This window comes from Deferrisoma sp., from assembly GCF_054681715.1.
In genome coordinates this window covers 1-18,531 of record NZ_BAAHFQ010000059.1, presented here as the reverse complement: position 1 = coordinate 18,531, position 18,531 = coordinate 1, and the positions used below count along the sequence as shown (strand labels likewise).

Here is an 18,531-nt window from a genome sequence, read left to right as displayed (position 1 = left end):
CCTTCTCACCAACCACGAGGCCTTTGCGGCGGACACCATCGCGCAGATCTACCGCGACCGGTGGAAAATCGAGTTGTTCTTCAAAGCCCTGAAGCAGAACCTCAAGGTGAAGACCTTCCTTGGGACCACCGAGAACGCGCTGGCCATCCAGATCTGGACCGCCTTGATCGCCATGCTCCTGGTGAGCTTCCTGAAGTGGCGGACTCGGCGGGGCTGGTCGCTGTCGAACCTGGTGGCGCTGCTGCGCTGGAACCTGTTTCAGTACAAGGACCTGTGGTCGTGGCTGGACGATCCGCTGGAGACGCCACCCGGTGTCCCAGATCACCCCCAGCTCGTGCTGCCGGGGTTCGATGTTGGACAGCTGAATCGCACGACGGCGTAGGATGACCGCCCCAAACCGCGGCAGAAGGCCCTTTCTGGGCCCTCCCCAGGACCTCTGTTATTCGTTTTTGGACAGCAGTGAGATTAAACCCGATGTTGAAATGTTCGGCAATCGTCCAGTAGAGACCGCCCTGCAGCCAGAACCCCAGCGTACTGTCGTCATCATCAGCCGATCCGAAACCCTCTATATCGATTTCTGCGTCGGCGGTTACCAAAGCTAGGCCGATGCCAAAGTATGGACGCATCGTTTGAGTGGGTTCCCATATTTTCTTGATCCCAAATCTTAGTTCGCCTGTTGAGGTTTCTATGTCGTAATTTGCATCCAATTCCGCATCATAGCCGTCGTCGTCGTCGGCAGATGCCGTCAAAGCGAGAACGACATTTACGGGCCAAGCGTCCTGTCGAAAATCAACATGGATGCCAAATTCTGCGTGGTCCTCGACAGGTTCCCAGTCGTCCTCATCGAGTGCCTTGCCGCCGAGTGTAAAATTTACGTTTCCGGTCCAGGACTCTGCTCTTGCAAAATGTTGCGGGAAAAGCACTCCGGCGAGAAGTGTGCCCAAGATCACAAGCGCGCTTGTACGCATCCACTCTCCTCCTTGGAAAACGACTCTGTCTACGGGAACGGGGCAACCGCGAACCACGCTAGCATTGCTAACCTAGCTAGTCATCACCCCAAAGGGTGAAATGATCTCGGTTCCCTGCTGTTCGTGCGTACCCAAAGAAAGGCTTCCGAGGACATTCTGGGTTCGATGCGCTTTCCCAAGCGCACGATCTTGGAAACGAGGCCTTCCGTGCTTAGGCGCCCCCTGACTGCCTCCCGATCCCGAAGTAGGTGAACCCCTTCTTCTTCATGTTCGCCGGCTCGTAGAGGTTTCGGCCGTCGAAGATGGCCGGGCGCTTCAAAAGCGCCTTCATCCGGTCGAAATCGGGCCGGCGGAACACCCCCCACTCGGTGCAGATGGCCAGGCAGTCGGCCCCCTCCAGGGCCTCGTAGTTGTTCGTGCAGTAGGTGAGCCCGTCCCCCTCGCCCAGGATCCTCCGGGCGTTCCCCTCGGCCACCGGGTCGTAGGCCCGGATCCGGCACCCGGCCTCCCGCAATCGGCCGATCACGGTGAGGCTCGGGGCCTCGCGCATGTCGTCGGTGTTGGGCTTGAACGCCAGCCCCCACACGGCCACGGTGGCCCCGGCCGGATCGATCCCCTCCGAGCGGAACCAGGAGAGGATCTTCTCTGCCAGCACGGACTTCTGGCGGTTATTGAGGCTGTCCACCGCCTGGAGCACCTGGGCCTCGTACCCGGCCTGGCGGGCCGTCTGGATCAGGGCCTTCACGTCCTTGGGGAAGCACGAGCCGCCGTAGCCCACCCCGGGAAACAGGAACTGGTACCCGATGCGGGAGTCGGCCCCCATCCCGAGCCGCACGGCCCCCACGTCGGCCCCCACCCGCTCGCAGATGTTGGCGATCTCGTTGATGAACGAGATCTTGGTGGCCAGCATGGCGTTCGAGGCGTATTTGGTCATCTCGGCCGACCGGATGTCCATGACGATGATCGGGTGGTTCGTGCGGGTGAAGGGCGCGTAGAGCTCCTTCATGATCTCGGCCGTGCGCACGTTGTCGGTGCCCACGATGATCCGGTCGGGCTTGAGGCAGTCCTGGACCGCGTTGCCCTCCTTCAGGAACTCGGGGTTCGACACCACGTCGAACTCCAGGTCGTCGAGCCCCCGGGCCTCGAGTTCGGTGCGGATCGCGTCGCGCACCTTCTCGGCCGTTCCCACCGGCACCGTGGACTTGATGACCACGATCCGGTAGCCGTCCATGACCTGGCCGATGGAGCGGGCCACGGCGAGCACGTGCTGGAGGTCGGCCGAGCCGTCCTCGCCCTCGGGGGTTCCCACCGCGATGAAGAGAAGGAGGCTTCGCTCCACCCCCTCCTTGAGATCGGTGGTGAACGTGAGCCGGCCCTCGTCCACGTTGCGCTCCAGGATCTCCTGGAGCCCCGGCTCGTAGATGGGGATCTCCTTGCGGCGGAGTTTCTCGATCTTGGCCTCGTCGATGTCCACGCACACCACGTCGTTGCCCATCTCGGCAAAGCAGGTGCCGGTGACGAGACCCACGTATCCGGTTCCGATGACGCAAAGTTTCATGGGGTTTTCCCTGCTGGAAGGCTAGAAAGCTGGAAAGCTGAAAGCTCCGGTAGGCCGCGGGGCAGCCTGTTCGCAAAAACAATAACGTTTCGCTGTCGGCCAGACGGAGAGCCGTCGTAGCCTGGACCAAGGGACCGAACACCGCAGACCGGCGACCGTGGACCGAAGTTCCGCGGAGGCCTGAACCCCGTCACCCCTCTTTCCAGAACTCGGGCCGCTCGGCCTGGGGTTCCCAACCCGGCTTCTGGGTGCCGCGGCGCATCTTCGCCACGAGCCCCAGGATCCGGTCGGCCACCCGGTCCTTAGGCATCCGGGGCACGCCGATCCGCTCCCCGGAGGCCGTGAAGATCACCACCTCGTTGGTGTCCACGTGGAACCCGGCCCCCGGGGCCGTGACGTCGTTCGCCACGATGGCGTCGAGCCGCTTCTCCTCGAGCTTCGCCTTCGCGCTCTCCTCGAGGGACGAGGTCTCGGCCGCAAACCCGATGAGGATCTGGTCCGGCCGCTTGCGCGCCCCCAGTTCCCGCAGGATGTCGGGGTTCGGTTCGAGTTCCAGGGACGGCGGGGCGCCCGAGCGCTTCTTGATCTTCTGGGACGCCGCGGCCGCAGGCCGCCAGTCGCACACGGCCGCCGCCATCAGGATCACGGTGGCTTCCTCCGCCCGGGCGATCACGGCGTCGCGCATCTCCCGGGCCGTGGTCACCCGCACCACCTCGGCGTCCAGGGGGTCGGGGAGCGAGGTGGGGCCCGTGACCAGGATCACCCGGGCCCCCCGGCGCACGGCCGCCCGGGCCAGGGCATAGCCCATCTTCCCCGAGGAGTGGTTCGAGATGAACCGCACCGGGTCCATGGGCTCGATGGTGGGGCCGGCGGTGACGAGCACGGTCTCGCCCCGGAGGTCCTTGGGGGTGAGCACCCCCTCCAGGGCCTCGACGATCCGGAGGGGATCGGCCATCTTGCCCTTCCCCTCGACCCCGCAGGCCAGTTCCCCCTCCACCGGGCCCACGAAGGCGTAGCCCCGGTCCCGGAGCCGCCGCACGTTCTCCTGGACCGCGGGGCTCTCCCACATGACCACGTTCATCGCCGGCGCGAAGAGCACCGGCACCCGGGTGGCCATGATCATGGTGGAGAGGAAGTCGTCGGCCAGGCCGTTGGCCACCTTGCCCAGGATGTTCGCCGTGGCCGGGGCCACCACCAGGGCGTGGGCCCGGTCGGCCAGGGCCACGTGGCCGATCTCGGGACCCCGAAAGAGCTCGAACATCCGGTGGGTCACGGGGTTTCCGGAGATCGTCTGGAACGTGAGCGGGGTGACGAAGTTCATGGCGTTCTTCGTCATCACCACGTGCACGTTGGCGCCCCGCACCGTGAGCTCCCGGCACAGGTACACGCTCTTGTAAGCGGCGATGCCGCCGGTCACGCCCAGCAGGATCTCCTTGCCGCGGAGCATGGGTCAGTACACGAAGAAGGGGTTGGTGCGCATCTCGGTGGCCACGGTGGTGGCCGGGCCGTGGCCCGGGTACACCACGGTGTCGGGCGGCAGGGTGAAGATCTTCTCCCGCACCGAGCGGATCAGGGTGTCGTAGTCCCCGCCCTGGAGGTCGGTGCGGCCGATGGAACCGGCGAACAGGAGGTCGCCCACGAACACCTTCTTGTCGGTCACCAGGCTCACGGAACCCGGGCTGTGCCCGGGGGTGTGGAGCACCCGGAGGGCGTGGCTCCCGAAGGCGATCTCCTGCCCCTCCTCCAGGAGCACGTCGGGCTCGGGCGCGGCCTCGACCCGCATGCCAAAGAGAAGCCCCTGGCTCGTGAGGCCCCGGAGCAGGGGGATCTCCGCCGGGTGCACGCACACGGGCGCCCCGGTGGCCCGCTTCATGCTCGCCAGGCCCTCCACGTGGTCGAAATGGCCGTGGGTGGCCACGATCGCCACGGGCTTGAGCCCCCGGGCCTGGAGCGCCTTGAGGATCACCGGGGTGTCGCCGCCGGGGTCGATGACCACGGCCTCGCCGGTGGCCTCGTCGCCCAGGATGTAGCAGTTGGCCTGGATCGGCCCGACAACCAGTTGTTCCAGAATCATCGTCCCGTCCTCGTCGTGAGGGAGGTTTGGTTCGGGGTCAGTTCCCCAGGATCCACGCCCGGCCGGCCGCCACAAGCTCGTCCAGGGCCTCGTCGGTCGGGGCTTCCGCGTAAAGCCGCACCACCGGCTCGGTGCCCGACTTCCGCACGAGGATCCAGGCATCGCCCTCGAGGAGCAGCTTGTGGCCGTCCACGGTGACGACCTCCCGGACCTTCCGCCCGGCAACCTCGCCGGGCAAGGCGGCCACCTTGGCACCGAACGCCTCCTCCTGTCGAGGCGTGAGGCGGAGGTTCACCCGCCGGGTCCGGTACCGCCCCACCTCGGCGTAGAGTTCCTCCAACTGCCGGAGCAGGGGTTTTCCGCGCCGGGCCACCATCTCGGCCGCGAGCAGGCAGGCCAGGATCCCGTCCTTCTCGGGCACGTGGCCGCGGATCGAGAGCCCGGCCGACTCCTCGCCCCCCAGGGCCACCTCGCCCCGGCGGATCAGGTCGCCGATGAACTTGAACCCCACGGGGGTCTCGTACACGGGCCGGTCGTGCTTGCGGGCCACGGCGTCGAGGAGATGGCTCGTGGCCACACTGCGGGCCACCCCCCCCTCGAACCCCCGCTCGGCCACGAGGTAGTCGAACAGGAGCGCCAGGAAGTAGTTGGGTTCCACGAAGGCGCCGCCCCGGTCCACCACCCCGAACCGGTCGGCGTCGCCGTCGGTCCCAAGCCCCAACGCGACCGTGGGGTCCGAGGCCACGAGGTCCAGGAGTTCGGGGATGTTCTCCCGGCTCGGCTCCGGCGGGCGGCCCCCGAACAGGGGGTCGGGCCGGTCGTTCAGCACGGTCAGTTCGCAGGCGGCCTCCCGGAGAAGCTCGTCCAGGTAGCCCCGGGCCGTGCCGTGGAGGAGGTCCACCCCGAGCCGCAGCCCCGCCTTTCGGACGGCGTCGAGGTCCACGAGGTCCCGGATCCGATCGAGGTACGCGGGCCGGGGGTCGTGGGGCCGCACCAGGCCCTTCTCCTCGGCCTCCTCGAAGGGGATCCGCAGGTAGGTCCCCTCGGCCATGCGGCGGTTCGCCCGCTCCTCGATGTCGCGGGTGGTCTCGGGCAAGGCCGGGCCGCCCCAGGCCGGGCTGAATTTGACCCCGTTGTACTCGGGGGGGTTGTGGGAGGCCGTGAAGTTCACCGCGCCGTCCCGCTCGTTGCGGAGGATGTCGAAGGAAACCACCGGGGTGGGCACGTCCCGGGGGGGCAGGAACGACGGGATCCCGTTCCCGGCGAACACCTCGCAGGCCACCCGGGCGAACCGGTCGCCCAGGAACCGGGTGTCGTAGGCCACGAGCACCCCCCGCTCGTCCAGGCCGCCGGCCTTGAGGTGGTCGGCGATGGCCTGCACCACGATCCGCACGTTTTCGAAGGTGAAGGCGTCACACAGGACGGCACGCCAGCCGGAGGTGCCGAACTTGACGACGGGTCTCTCCATATGGGAACCTCGCGGGACGGATCGGGTCAGAACCGGGCGACGACCAGGTCCTCGACGGGCAACCGCTCGGGGTTCCCGTGGCGGTCGCCCTCCGGGTAGCCCACGGCCACCACGGCCATGAGCTCGAGGTGGGCGGGCACGCCGAGGATCTCCTCGACCCGCTCCCGCTGGTTCAGGATTTCGCCGAGCCAGCAGGCGCCCAGACCCAGGTTGTGGGCCTCGAGCAGCAGGTTCTGCAGGGCGGCGCCCACCCCCTGGATGTCCTTCTCCCGGTGGTAGGAGGTGTCGGTGTTCAGGAACACGGCCACCGCCAGGGGGGCCGCCCGGAGGATCCGGCCGTACTTCGTGCAGCCGGCCAGTTGCTCCCGAACGCCGGCGTCCTCGACCACCACGAACCGCCACGGCTGGTTGTTGAGGCCCGAGGGGGCCCACCGGGCGGCGTCGAGGAGCCTGTCGATGAGGTCCGCCGGAACCCGGTCGGGCCGGAACCGGCGCACGCTGCGACGGGTGCGGATGGCTTCGGAGGTGTCCATGGTTCCTTCGGAGAACCCGGCGGATGCCTGCCGGAAACGGGGGACGGTTTGCGCGAAACGCCGCCGGCGCAGGGCCGGCGGACAGGGCGCGGAGTATACCAGCGGGGCTTCGGAAGGGTCAAGAAAGCCCCGGTTTTTGCGCAGATTTCCGCGGGATTGTGGCCCTCCGGCCCGGGCGTCTGGTAGGATCCGTCCGTCGGCCGGGCCGCCGCGGTCTCGGCGGGGAACGCCGTGTTCCTCGGCCCGGTTGGCCCCAGATGCAGTCTGAGACGGGACGCCGGGATGCACGTCCGCGCGTCCCAACGTCCCAACGGAAAGGAGATCCCCCGTGAACGTACTCGTGACCGGTGCGGCCGGGTTCATCGGGGCCGCGGTGGCGGAGTTCCTGCTCGACCGGGGCGACCGGGTCGTGGGCTTCGACAACCTGAACGACTACTACGACGTCCGGCTCAAGGAGGCCCGGTTGGCCCGGCTCGAGGGCCGGGAGGAATTCCGGTTCCTCCGGGGCGACGTGGCCGACCCCGCCGCGGTGGAGGCGGCGTTCGACGAGGGGCCCTTCGACGTGGTGTGCCACCTGGCGGCCCAGGCGGGGGTGCGCTACAGCCTCCAGAACCCCGTGGCCTACGGCGAGGCGAACCTGATGGGGTTCCTGCGGATCCTGGAGGCCTGCCGGCACCGGGGCACCGGGAACCTGGTGTACGCCTCGTCCTCGTCGGTGTACGGGGCCAACGAGAAGGTGCCCTTCAGCGAGGCCGACCGGGTGGACCGGCCCGTGAGCCTCTACGCCGCCACCAAGGTGGCCAACGAGCTCATGGCCCACACGTACCATCACCTCTACGGCATCCCCATGACCGGGCTTCGGTTCTTCACGGTTTACGGACCCTGGGGCCGGCCCGACATGGCGCTGTTCACCTTCACCCGGAAGATCCTGGCCGACGAGCCCATCGACGTCTACAACCACGGCGACATGGAGCGGGATTTCACCTACATCGACGACATCGTCCGGGGCGTGGTGGCCGCCATCGACACCCCACTCCCGTTCGAGGTGGTGAACCTCGGGAACCACCGGCCGGTGCGCCTCGAGCGGTTCATCGAGGTGCTCGAGGAGGCCCTGGGCAAAACGGCCCGGAAGAACTACCTGCCCATGCAGCCGGGCGACGTGCCGCGCACCTACGCCGACGTGACCCGGGCCAAGGAGCTCTGGGGTTGGGAGCCCACCACCCCCATCGAGGTGGGGATCCCGAGGTTCGTGGCGTGGTACCGGGAGTGGGCGGCGGGGCTGCGCGGAAGGTAGGGCGCGGGGACGTTAGGACGTTGGGACGTTGGGACGTTGGGACGTGCGGGCGCGCGACCGGTAAACCGCGGACCGTAAACCGGCTTTCCGGGAGGATCGCCATGCGAAGCGTGATCGCCGAGAAGATCGGGCTCCGAACCGAACCCGTGGGCATCTGGTGGGTTTCCGACGCGCCCGAGGGCGCCGTCGGGTTCCGGCCGGACCGGTGGGGCTGTGTCATGTGGCTCGCGGCGGCCGCGGCCCGGGGGCGCACGGCGGCGGTGGCCCGGGACCGGTTCGGATGCTTCGGGGGCGGGGTGGGCCTGGGGTTCGGGGACCAGTACCGGAACTTTCCCGGGGGACCCGAGTGCTTCTGCCGGTTCCTCTCCACCGGCAACGCCTCGTCCCCCGAGGGGCGGGCCGTGGCCGAGGGGCTTCGGCCCCACATGCGGCCCGAGGCCCTGGACGAGTTCCTGGAGGGGGAGCGGTACCTGGCCTCCCCCGAGGTGGTCCGTGCGTTCGTGGCGCGCCTGCCCATCACCGACACCGGCGCCGGCGCCGTGGTCTTTCGGCCGCTCTCGGCCGTGGGGGAGGACGAACCGCCGCCCGAGGTCGTGGTGTTCTTCGCCGACCCGGACCAGGTGGCGGCGCTCTCCGTGCTCGCCAACTACCGGGGGCCGGACAACGAGCGGGTCATCGCGCCGTTTGCGGCCGGGTGCCAGGCGATCGGGATCTACCCCTACCGGGAGGCCCGTGCCGAACACCCCCGCGCGGTGCTGGGTCTCCTGGACCTCTCGGCCCGCCTCCAGGTGCGGCGGAGCCTGGGGGAACGGGTGTTGAGCTTCGCGATGCCGTACCCCCTGTTCCGGCGGATGGAGGCCGACGCCCCGGGGAGCTTCCTCGACCGGCCCGTGTGGCGGGCGCTGCGAGGGGGGTAGCCGGACCGGCCGCCTGGATCGCTGTGGGACCCCGCCGGGGCCGATCGCGGCTTCCAAGGAACTTTACTGCTAGGATGTTGGGAGGCTAGGACGCTAGGATGCCAAAATCCTTTGGGATTCCGGCGTCAGCGGCCGTCCCAACCTGTGGGAGCGGCTGCCGTATCAGGGGCCAGAATTCAGAAGTCAGAGGTCAGAAAGCCCCCTGTCCTCTGTCGTCTGTCCACTGACTCCCGACACGGGCCCGCCGCCCTCCTTGCCCCGCCCGCCAGTTCGCGCACCGGCGCCTTCCCCCGGGGCGGTGGTCCGCGAGCAGGCCGCCTCGTGGGCTCCCGAGTTTCCCAACCCGGGCGGGTCCTCGCGCGGCCTTCGGCCCGCTTGGGGGCCGGTTGCGGCGCGGGCGGATCCTGGTACCGTGGGGGTGGTTCCTCGCAGACAGGGAGGCCCCCATGCGACGCTTCACCCTGGTCCTCGCCCTCTTATTCGCCTTCCCGGCCTTGGCGGCCGAGCCGGTCTTCTACCCCAAGATCCTGAACACCACCACGGGGATGCCCGCCACCCCGGGCCAGTTCACCTCGGCCGACACCTGCGGCTACTGCCACCCGGTCCAGTACGAGCAGTGGCGGGGCTCCATGCACGCCAACGCCCTGGCCGACCCGCTCTACCGGGCCGTGTGGCGGGAGGCCTCCCGGGACACGGCCGGCGCCGCCGACCGGTTCTGCGCGGGATGCCACGCCCCGGTGGGGGCGCTCACGGAGCAGGTCTGGATCCGCGACAGCGGGGAGATCGTGATCGACCCCCGGGCCGACGAGGGGGTCACATGCGACTTCTGCCACTCGGTGGTGGGGGTGAAGCTCCTGGAAAAGGGGGGGAACCCGGGGAACTCAGGCCTCGCCGTGGAGCCCGAGGGGCCAAAGCGGGGACCCTACGCCGACGCGCACAGCTCGTTCCACGCCACGGCCTACTCCGAAATCCACACCCAGAGCGAGTTCTGCGGCGCCTGCCACAACGTGTTCCACCCGGTGAACGAGACCGAGATCGCCCGGACCTACGAGGAATGGAAGCGAAGCGAGTACGCCCGGGCCGGGATCCAGTGCCAGGACTGCCACATGGTGCCCCCCGAGGTGGCGGCCCGGGTCGCCGACACCCTGGAGAAGGCCGTGCGGCGGGGGCTCACGAGCAGCTTCGACACGGTGCGCTCCCCGTTCTTCGACCACGACTTCACGGGAGCGAACGCCGCCATTCCGACGCTCCTCAACCACTGGCGCCACGCCAACGACGCCCGGCTCCGGCTCCAGAGCGCCGCCCGGCTCCGCCTCGAACTCCCCGACGGGGCCGCGCCCGGCCGGGTGCTCGAGGTGACCGTGGGGGTGGAGAACGCCCGGGCCGGCCACAACCTGCCCACCTCCATGACGGAACTGCGGGAGATGTGGCTAGAGGTGGTGGTGGAGGACCTGGGGCGGGAGGGGGCCGTCGTGTTCCGGAGCGGGGGTCTCGACGACCGGGGGCGGCGCGATCCGGCCGCCCGCCGGTTCGGGGCCCGGGCCGTGGACGCCGAGGGCCGGCCCACCTGGAAACCCTGGCGGATCGCCGCGATCGCCGAGGACACCTCGATTCCGCCCCGGTCAACCCGGACCGAACGGTACGAGATCCGCCTGCCCGACGACGCGCAGGGGCCGTTCCGGGTGACCGCCCGGCTCCTGTACCGGAGCCTGCCCCAGGAGGTGGCCGACGAGTATCTCGACCGGCCGGGCTGGCGGGTGCCCCTGGTGGAGATGGCGGCGGCCGAGGGGGAGGTGGGGGCGGCCCGGTAGCCGGGGCGTGGGACCGTGGTCCGGGTGCTGGTTCTCGCGCCCCTGGCGATCGTTTTCGTTCTGGTCTGCTTCCTGGCCTATTCGCTCCTGAAGGTGCGGTTTTTCGCGCCCGCCCCCGGGCCGGTCCGGGCGGACGGCCCCGAGGCGCGGGCGCTTCGGGCCCACGTGGAGGAACTCGCGGTTCGGATCGGGCCGCGAAGCGCCGAGGAGCCCGAGGCCCTGGCTAGGGCCCGGGAGTACATCGCCGGAATCCTCCGCGACGCCGGCTACGTGCCCCGGTACCAAGACGTGCCCTACGGCGGCCGCACCTACCACAACGTGATCGCGACCCTTCCCGGCCGGGACGAGGCAGCCGGGGTCGTGGTGGCGGGGGCCCACTACGACACGGTGTGGGGCACGCCCGGGGCCGACGACAACGCGAGCGCGGTGGCGGTGCTCCTGGAGGCGGCGAAGGCCCTCGCCGGCCGGCGGTTTCGCCTGCCCGTGGAGTTCGCGTTCTTCACCCTGGAGGAGCCCCCGGTGTTCCCCTCCCGGGCCATGGGGAGCGCGGTCTACGCGAGCGCGCTCCGGGCGACGGGCCGGGAGGTGGCCGCCATGCTCTGCCTCGAGATGGTGGGGTACTATCCGGGATCCCAGGGGCGCCAGGCGTTTCCCTTCCCGCTCATGGGGTGGTTCTACCGGTCGGTGCCGGATTTCGTGGCCGTGGTGGGGAACTGGCGGTCCCGGGGGCTGGTGCGGGAGGTGGCGGCCGCGTTCCGGGCGGCCTCGGCCCTCCCGGTGGAGACCCTGGCCGCCGGGCGGTTCGTGCCGGGGATCGATTTCTCGGACCACCGGTGGTTCTGGGCCATGGGCTGGCCGGCGGTCATGGTGACCGACACGGCCTTCTACCGAAACCCCCATTACCACCGGCCCACCGACACGCCCGACACCCTCCACTACGGCGCCATGGCCGAGCTGGTGGAGGGGGTTGCCGAGGCGGTCCGGGTCCTCGCGGGCCGGCCCTGACGGCTTCCCCTCAAGTCCCGCGACCCGCCGGCCGAAGGGGAAGGGGACCCGGGCCGAAGGCCCGCCGTCGAACCGTAGCGGCCGGCGGGCCACGGATTCAAACCTATGAAGGGATTGCCGGGCGCGGTTGGGGGGCTGGCTCCGGCCGGGCGCGAGTGCGGCACCCGATCGCCGCGCCTTTCCATGCCGTTGTCGGCCCGGCAGTCCGTAGTGTTGGCGGCGGACGTTCCGGATCTTCCAGGGCGGTCCAGGCGTGGTGGGGGCGCGGCGAGGTAAGGGGCCGCACCCGGCTCTCCACCAGCCCCCCAACCGCTGAGTCGCCCGGAAACGCCCTACACCGTCCGTCCGGTCGCTGGTGCCGAGATCCGGGTGGTTCCTGGCCGCCGAGCCGCCAAGCGGCCTAGCCGCCGAGCGGGACGCCCCCGGACGCAACCGAGGAGAAACCGATGGATCTGCGCGCGTTGGGAAACGGCGACCTCACCATGGGGCTCATCGAGGAGATGACCGGGCTCAAGGCCGAACAGGCCAAGGGCGAGGCCGGCATGGCGGTGATGAAGAAGATCCTGGACACCCAGGAAGCCCTCGCGGCCGAGTTGTTCCGGTCGCTCGGGGTGGGCGGGAACCTGGACGTCCGGGCGTGAGGCGCCCGGCGGAGGGAGCGGAAGAGGGCGGCCGGGTGGGGCCGCCTTCTTCGTTGGTTTCCCACCCCCCGGCCGGCCGGCGAATGGAGGGGCCTTGAATCCACGCGTCTGGAGCACCCTGTTTCGCTTCGTTCTCGCCCTGTGGGTGGGCGGGGTGGCGGCCGTGACCTTCGTGGTGACCCCGCCGATCTTCGCCTCGTTTCCCCGGGACGAGGCCGGGCGGGTGGTGGGGGTGCTGTTCCCGGTGTATTTCCCCTACGTGACCGCCCTCGTCGCCGCGGCGCTCGTCCTGTACCTCTTCGGCCGGCGGGGCCCCTGGAGCACGCCCCACCGGGTGGCCGTGGGGCTTCTCGTCACGGCGCTCCTCGCGGCCGGGGCGAACCAGTTCTGGGTCCACCCCCGGGCCCGGGCCGTCAAGGCCGAGATCCATTCCTTCGAGAACCTGGCCCCCGACCACCCCCTGCGCCGCCGGTTCGGCCGGCTCCACGGGGTGAGCATGGCGCTCAACCTTCTCGTGCTGGCCGAAGGCGCGTTCCTGCTCCTGGGGGACCGGCGCTGGTTCGGGGCGTGATCGTCGTCGCCGGCTACCCCTCCCGGGCCGCCGGGGGCACCCGGTGCTCGCAGGGCACCTTGGTCTGGCACAGGCCGCACCCGGCCACCTTGACCCCGAACGTCTCCCCCACCTCGTCCATCACCTGGCCGTAGGTGTAGGCCCGGCAGCGCTCCTTGTCGTGGCCGGCCTCGCTGATCGCGCCCACGGGGCAGCGGCCGATGCACACCCCGCACCCCTTGGCCGAGTAGAAGGCGCAGTAGGCCCGGTGGTGGGCCGCCGTGCGGGGGTTGGGCGCGATCTCGGCCGTGGTCACCACCGACCCGGTGCGGTGGGCGATGCCCCGCTCGGTGATCAGGGCGTCGTTCAGGCTGAAGGTGCCAAGCCCCGCGGCGTAGGCCGCGTGGCGCTCGGACCAGGTGGACGCGAGCCCCACCCGGGGGTCGTTCACCACCGTCCACCCGTCGACGAGACAGGGCGCCACCGCCCCGTGGCCGCGCTCGGCCAGGAACCCCACCACGGCCCGCCGGAGTTCATCGTTGAACGCTTCCCCGTGCCACCGGGTGTGGGCCCACCGCCGGGAGGGGAGCCGGGTCTCGGCCCGGTTGTCCCGCCGGGTGGCCTCGGTGATGGGAAGGATCCAGGAGACCACGGTGCGGGCCTCCCCCCGGCCGCCCCCGGTCTCCATGGCCTCACGGGGGGACCAGTGGAACGGCCCGATGATTTCCTTGTACTTCCCCCAGATCGGGTCGTCCGCCGGCGCGAACCCCACCAGGGGTTCGTCGAAGATGGGTTCGTCGGTGCCGGGGAACCGGTTGGCCGGATGCTCCCGGACGATCCGCCGGATCTCGGCCACGAGCTCGTCGCGAAGGTCGCTCACGGTAACGCCTCTCCTTCTTCTTCTCACACCACGGCCGCAACGCGCGACGAGATCTCCGTTGCGAGCCTAGCGGGCGTTGCGAGACCCGAAAAGGGTTTCCCCTCCGTGCTCTCCGTGCCCTCCGTGGTGGAATCCATTGTACCCGGGAGAGCCGGCGGCACGAAACGGCCCGCCCCGGTCGGGCCGGGGCGGGCCGCGGCGCGGTAGCCTGCGCTTCGGGCTACTTGGCGTAGCCCACGGTCTTCAGGGCCTCCTCGATCTCGCCCAGGATCGCCGGGTCGTCGATCGTGGAGGGCACCCGGTACTGCTCGCCGTCGGCGATCTTCCGCATGGTGCCCCGGAGGATCTTGCCCGAGCGGGTCTTGGGCAGGCGCTTCACGATCATGGTCTCCTTGTAGCAGGCGATGGGCCCGATCTGCTCCCGGATCATCTTGACCAGGTCGGCCTTCAGTTGATCCGGGTCCACCTCGGCGCCGGCCTTCAAGACCACGAACCCCACCGGCACCTGGCCCTTCAGGTTGTCGGCCACCCCGATCACGGCGCACTCGGCCACGGCCGGGTGGGTCGCGATCACCTCCTCCATGGCCCCGGTGGAGAGCCGGTGGCCGGCCACGTTGATGACGTCGTCCACCCGGCCCATGATGTAGAGGTACCCGTCCTCGTCCTTGTAGCCGCCGTCGCCGGTGAAGTAGTAGCCCGGGAACGGGTCGGTGTACGACTGGCGGAACCGCTCGTCGTTCTGCCACAGGGTGGGGAGCGTGCCCGGCGGCAGGGGCAGCTTCACCACCACGATGCCCTCCTGGTTGGGCCCCAGCTCCTTCCCCGAGTCATCGAGGATCCGCACGTCGTAGCCCGGCACGGCCTTGGTGGGGGACCCGGGCTTGATCGGCATGAGCTCGATCCCGGCGCAGTTGGCGGCGATGGGCCAGCCCGTCTCGGTCTGCCACCAGTGGTCGATGACCGGCCGCTTCAGGAGATCCGAGGCCCAGTGGTAGGTGTCGGGATCGAGCCGTTCGCCGGCCAGGAACAGGTACTTGAAGTTCGACAGGTCGTACTTCTTGAAGTACTCCCCGTTAGGGTCCTCCTTCTTGATCGCCCGGAACGCCGTGGGCGCCGTGAAGAGCACCTTGACCCCGTGCTGGCTGATCACCCGCCAGAACGCGCCGGGGTCGGGGGTGCCCACGGGCTTGCCCTCGTAGAGGATGGTGGTGCACCCGGTGAACAGCGGGCCGTACACGATGTAGGAGTGGCCCACCACCCAGCCCACGTCCGAGGCGGCCCAGTACACCTCGCCCGGCTTGGTGTCGTAGATGTACTCCATGCTCCACCGAAGGGCCACGGCGTGGCCCCCGTTGTCGCGCACGATCCCCTTGGGCATGCCCGTGGTGCCCGAGGTGTAGAGGATGTAGAGGGGGTCGGTGGCCTTGACCGGCACGCACTCCGCCGGCTCGGCCTTGGCCATGAGGTCGTCCCAGTCGAAGTCCCGGCCGGCCGTGAGCTCGGCCTTGGCCTGGGGCCGGGCCAGGATCACGCACTTCTCGGGCTTGTGGGTTGCCAGCTCGATGGCCTTGTCGAGCATGGGCTTGTACTCGATGACCCGGGTGACCTCGATCCCGCACGACGCCGACACGATCACCTTGGGCTTGGCGTCGTCGATCCGGATGGCCAGCTCGTTGGGCGCGAACCCGCCGAACACCACCGAGTGGATCGCGCCGAGCCGGGCGCAGGCCAGCATGGCCACCACGGCCTGGGGCACCATGGGCATGTAGATGATGACCGTGTCGCCCTTCTCGACCCCGAGGCCCCGGAGCACCCCGGCGAACCGGGCCACCTGGTCCTGGAGCTCCCGGTAGGTGAACTTCTGGATCTGGTTCGTCACGGGGCTGTCGTAGATCAGGGCCACCTGGTCGCCCCGGCCGGCTTCCACGTGCCGGTCCACGGCGTTGTAACAGGTGTTCAGTTCGCCGCCCACGAACCAGCGGTAGAAAGGCGGGTTGGAGTCGTCGAGCACCTTGTCCCAGCGCTTGGTCCAGGCGATCTGCTCGGCCGCCTCCCCCCAGAACCCCTCCGGGTCTTCGAGGCTTCTGCGGTAGATCTCGTCGTACCGGCCCATGGCTCCTCCTTCGTTGGATGATGAGAGTGGATAAGGTCCCAACAAACGCCGTCTCAGGGTAGCAACTTCCCGGGGACTTCAGCAAGGCTAAAAATCTTGAGCCAGGCTAAAGCGGGCGAGGCGTTTTGTGCCGCCGGTTCGCGGGCGCCGCAGCGGCCGGGGCCGCGTTGACACCCCCCGGGGCCGCCGGTACGATGCCCGGCCGCGGTTTTCCCCTGGGGGAGATGACGGATCGGGCCTGATGGAGAGCGGCAAACCGCCGCGGGTGTGGGGTCGTCGTGACGAACGTTTCGGAAGAGTGCAAGCCGGTGGTGTTTCTGCTGGAGACGTTCCGGGAACTCGTGGGGGCCGAGGGCGCCGGGGTGGATCCCTGGATCGAGCGGCTCCGGAGCCTCGAAGGGGCGAACGGGTTCCGGCTGGCCGTGGCCGGCACCGTGAAGAGCGGCAAGAGCACCCTGGTGAACGCCCTGGTGGGCCGCGACGTGCTCCGCCGGGGCGCCGGGATCATCACCTCGCTGGTGACCCGGGTGCGCCCCGGGCCCGAGCCCCGGGCCCGGCTCCGGCTCAAGGGGTGGGCCGAGGTGAACCGGGAGGCCACCGACGCCGCCCTGCTCCTGGCCGCGGGCGACGACGGCCGGCGGGTCGACCTTCGGTCCGAGGCCGACCGCCGGCGGCTCCGGGAGGCCCTGGACGAGCTGGGGGACCGGGCCCTGGGGGAGGGGGGCAGCTTCGACCGCAACGTGGCCCTGCTGCGGGCCTACCTCGACGGATACGATCGCATCCGAGAATGGCTCGGCGACGAGCCCCGGGAGTTGGAGCTCGGCCCCGACCGGTTCGAGCAGCACCGGGCCTTCGCCGGGGACGACGCCCTGGCCGTGTACGTGGACGACCTCGTGATCGAGTTGCCCGGCACCGGGCTCCCCGGGGGCGTGGAGCTCGGGGACTGCCAGGGCTACGACTCCCCCAACCCCCGCCACCGGGAGAAGGTGCAGGAGTACCTCCTGGGCGCCCACGGCATCCTGTACGTCGTTTCGAGCCGGGTGGGCCTTCGGGAGGCCGACCTGCGGTTCGTGCGCGACATCAAGGCCCTGGGGCTCCTGGAGGCGGCCCGGTTCGTGCTGAACGCCGACCTCGGGGAGCACCCCACGGCCGAGGACCTGGCCGCGATCCGCGACCGGGTGGCGGCCGAACTCGCCCCCCTGGCCGGCCGGGTGGAGGTGGCCGTGGTCTCGGCCCTGCGTGGCCTTCTGCTCGCGAAGCGCGAGGCCGGCGAGGCGATGGAGCGCAAGGAGGAGCTGCTCTTGGAACTCTGGGAGGAGTCCCCAGCCCGGGCCCTCGACGGGTTCCCGGGGTTCCGGGAGGCCCTGTTTCACACCGTGGCCGAGGCCCGGGAGCGGGAGACCGAGCGCACCGTTCGGTCGGCCGTTCGGGGCGCGGCCCGGGCCCTGCTGGCCCGGGTGGACTCGGCCCTCGCGCTCGCGCGCGAGGAGACGACCCGGCTCGCCGCCGAACAGGAGGCCCTGGCCCGCGCCCGGGCCGAAGTGGAGGCCTCCCTCGGGGCCTTCGAGAAGGCGGTGCGGGCGGCGGCCGCCGAGGTGCGCGAGCGGGCGTTTCGCAGGGTGGACCGCCAGTTCCACCCCTCGGGGGGGGAGGTGGCCGAGCGGTTCCTGGCCAAGGTGCGCGAGCTTCCCGCCCCGGAACTCGACGCCGAGGCGGACCGCAAGCGGTTCCACCGGGAGATGGCCCGGGTGTACCAGGAGATGCGGGCCGCGTTCCAGGCGCTCAAGGTCGAGGAGCTGAACCCCCGGGCCGTCGAGGCGATTCGGGCCGTGTGGGCCGAGGCGAGCGGGGCCCTCAAGGCCGCGGCCCGGGGCCCGGCCGAACTCCTGGTGCGAAACGTCGAGGCCTACAACCGCCAGGCCCAGCGCCTGGGGCTGCCGGTGGCGCCCTTCGACCCCCCCGAACTCGATCCCTCCATCGGCCGGCGGGTCATCCCCCTTCCGAGCGCCGTGACCTACGCCGGCGGTGAGCACCCGGCCGACCGGGCCCTCGGGCTCGCGGCCCAGTGGACCCGGAAGGTCGCGGCCGGCTGGGCCCGCCGGCTCGTGGGCCGGGCCGACCGGGCCGGGTTCGCCCAGGGCATGCTGGCCGACTGGGCCGAGGCCGTGCGGGAGGTGCTCTTGGAGGAGGCCCGGTCGAACCTGCTCCACTACAACGAGCAGGTGAAGTACCAGCTCGTGGCCGCGAACCTCGAGGCCCTGGCCGACGCCTGGATCGCGGCCTACCGGGAGCTCGTCCAGGCGGCGCTCCAGGACCTCTCGGCCCTGGAGCGGGCCGTGGAGGACCGCCGGGGCCAGGGCGCCGACCTCGTGCCGCGCCTCGAGGGCCTCCGGGATGCCGTCGCGCCCCTGGCCGCCTGAGGCCGAAAAAGGGTTCCGGCCGGGGCGCCTCGGAGGGGTAACGGTCAGGGAAACGGCTCCGGTTGACACGTCGGCCGGTTTTCTGATAAGTACGGCCTGGTTTCGGCTATCTGGGGTGCCTTCTTTTTCCTTTCTTGTTGTCGTATCTGATGAACCCGCGCACTCGTGTCCAAGAACGCTATCGCCAGAAAGCCTGAGAGCCTGAACTGATGCGGAAAATCGGCGGGTCGGCGAACCGGGGAACCTGGTCCATGAAAAATGCCCTCCGTCTCGGGTATGGTGGTGCTCTCAACAGACAT

Annotated in this window: 15 protein-coding genes and 1 pseudogene; 8 read left to right on the top strand and 8 right to left on the bottom strand. The window is 69.9% G+C overall.

Going from position 1 to position 18,531, the window contains the following annotated elements; all coding sequences use genetic code 11:
• Positions 1 to 382, top strand: a 382-nt coding sequence (locus tag ACY0I8_RS09980) for a transposase (protein ID WP_461394627.1), incomplete at its 5' end; no start/stop codon positions are given.
• Between the two features lie 82 nt (positions 383 to 464).
• Here the strand turns inward: ACY0I8_RS09980 and ACY0I8_RS09975 are convergent.
• From ACY0I8_RS09975 to ACY0I8_RS09950, 6 genes and pseudogenes are all read right to left on the bottom strand, one after another.
• Positions 465 to 968: pseudogene (locus ACY0I8_RS09975) on the bottom strand (outer membrane beta-barrel protein); the annotation flags it as partial.
• 211 nt (positions 969 to 1,179) lie between these two features.
• Positions 1,180 to 2,526, bottom strand: coding sequence for a UDP-glucose dehydrogenase family protein (locus ACY0I8_RS09970; protein ID WP_461394626.1), 1,347 nt, complete (start codon positions 2,524 to 2,526; stop codon positions 1,180 to 1,182).
• A gap of 190 nt (positions 2,527 to 2,716) precedes the next feature.
• Complete coding sequence (coaBC, locus tag ACY0I8_RS09965; RefSeq protein WP_461394625.1) at positions 2,717 to 3,973, bottom strand: bifunctional phosphopantothenoylcysteine decarboxylase/phosphopantothenate--cysteine ligase CoaBC; 1,257 nt, start codon at positions 3,971 to 3,973, stop codon at positions 2,717 to 2,719.
• Positions 3,974 to 3,976: 3 nt separating this feature from the next.
• Positions 3,977 to 4,600 carry an MBL fold metallo-hydrolase gene (locus ACY0I8_RS09960; RefSeq protein WP_461394624.1) on the bottom strand — a complete coding sequence of 208 codons (624 nt, stop codon included), beginning with the start codon at positions 4,598 to 4,600 and terminating at the stop codon, positions 3,977 to 3,979.
• A 37-nt stretch (positions 4,601 to 4,637) separates the two neighbouring features.
• Entirely contained in the window at positions 4,638 to 6,068 is a 1,431-nt protein-coding gene (locus ACY0I8_RS09955; protein ID WP_461394623.1) for a phosphoglucomutase/phosphomannomutase family protein, read from the bottom strand.
• Positions 6,069 to 6,094: 26 nt separating this feature from the next.
• Entirely contained in the window at positions 6,095 to 6,601 is a 507-nt protein-coding gene (locus ACY0I8_RS09950) for a nitroreductase family protein (RefSeq protein WP_461394622.1), read from the bottom strand.
• A 328-nt stretch (positions 6,602 to 6,929) separates the two neighbouring features.
• Between ACY0I8_RS09950 and ACY0I8_RS09945 the strand changes: the two genes are divergently transcribed.
• The 6 genes from ACY0I8_RS09945 to ACY0I8_RS09920 all read left to right on the top strand — a co-directional run bounded on the left by ACY0I8_RS09945 (position 6,930) and on the right by ACY0I8_RS09920 (position 12,840).
• A complete protein-coding gene (locus ACY0I8_RS09945) occupies positions 6,930 to 7,895 on the top strand; it encodes an NAD-dependent epimerase (RefSeq protein ID WP_461394621.1) in 966 nt (321 codons plus the stop codon).
• A gap of 101 nt (positions 7,896 to 7,996) precedes the next feature.
• The gene (locus ACY0I8_RS09940) at positions 7,997 to 8,812 is read left to right on the top strand and encodes a DUF169 domain-containing protein (protein ID WP_461394620.1); all 816 of its coding nucleotides are present in this window, start codon (positions 7,997 to 7,999) and stop codon (positions 8,810 to 8,812) included.
• Positions 8,813 to 9,258: 446 nt separating this feature from the next.
• Entirely contained in the window at positions 9,259 to 10,623 is a 1,365-nt protein-coding gene (locus ACY0I8_RS09935) for a multiheme c-type cytochrome (RefSeq protein WP_461394619.1), read from the top strand.
• Positions 10,624 to 10,638: 15 nt separating this feature from the next.
• On the top strand, positions 10,639 to 11,628 hold the full coding sequence (locus ACY0I8_RS09930) for a M28 family peptidase (RefSeq protein ID WP_461394618.1): 990 nt from the start codon (positions 10,639 to 10,641) through the stop codon (positions 11,626 to 11,628).
• A gap of 446 nt (positions 11,629 to 12,074) precedes the next feature.
• On the top strand, positions 12,075 to 12,269 hold the full coding sequence (locus tag ACY0I8_RS09925; RefSeq protein WP_459939791.1) for a YjfB family protein: 195 nt from the start codon (positions 12,075 to 12,077) through the stop codon (positions 12,267 to 12,269).
• Between the two features lie 94 nt (positions 12,270 to 12,363).
• Entirely contained in the window at positions 12,364 to 12,840 is a 477-nt protein-coding gene (locus ACY0I8_RS09920) for a DUF4149 domain-containing protein (protein ID WP_461394617.1), read from the top strand.
• Between the two features lie 13 nt (positions 12,841 to 12,853).
• On the opposite strand, the gene ACY0I8_RS09915 is transcribed toward ACY0I8_RS09920, so the two are convergent.
• Together ACY0I8_RS09915 and ACY0I8_RS09910 are read right to left on the bottom strand one after the other, a co-directional pair.
• Entirely contained in the window at positions 12,854 to 13,699 is an 846-nt protein-coding gene (locus ACY0I8_RS09915) for a 4Fe-4S binding protein (RefSeq protein WP_461394616.1), read from the bottom strand.
• A gap of 220 nt (positions 13,700 to 13,919) precedes the next feature.
• Positions 13,920 to 15,812 carry a propionyl-CoA synthetase gene (locus ACY0I8_RS09910; RefSeq protein ID WP_461394615.1) on the bottom strand — a complete coding sequence of 631 codons (1,893 nt, stop codon included), beginning with the start codon at positions 15,810 to 15,812 and terminating at the stop codon, positions 13,920 to 13,922.
• Between the two features lie 278 nt (positions 15,813 to 16,090).
• On the opposite strand from ACY0I8_RS09910, the gene ACY0I8_RS09905 reads away from it, so the two are divergent.
• Positions 16,091 to 18,232 carry a dynamin family protein gene (locus tag ACY0I8_RS09905; protein WP_461394614.1) on the top strand — a complete coding sequence of 714 codons (2,142 nt, stop codon included), beginning with the start codon at positions 16,091 to 16,093 and terminating at the stop codon, positions 18,230 to 18,232.
• Positions 18,233 to 18,531: the final 299 nt, after the last annotated feature.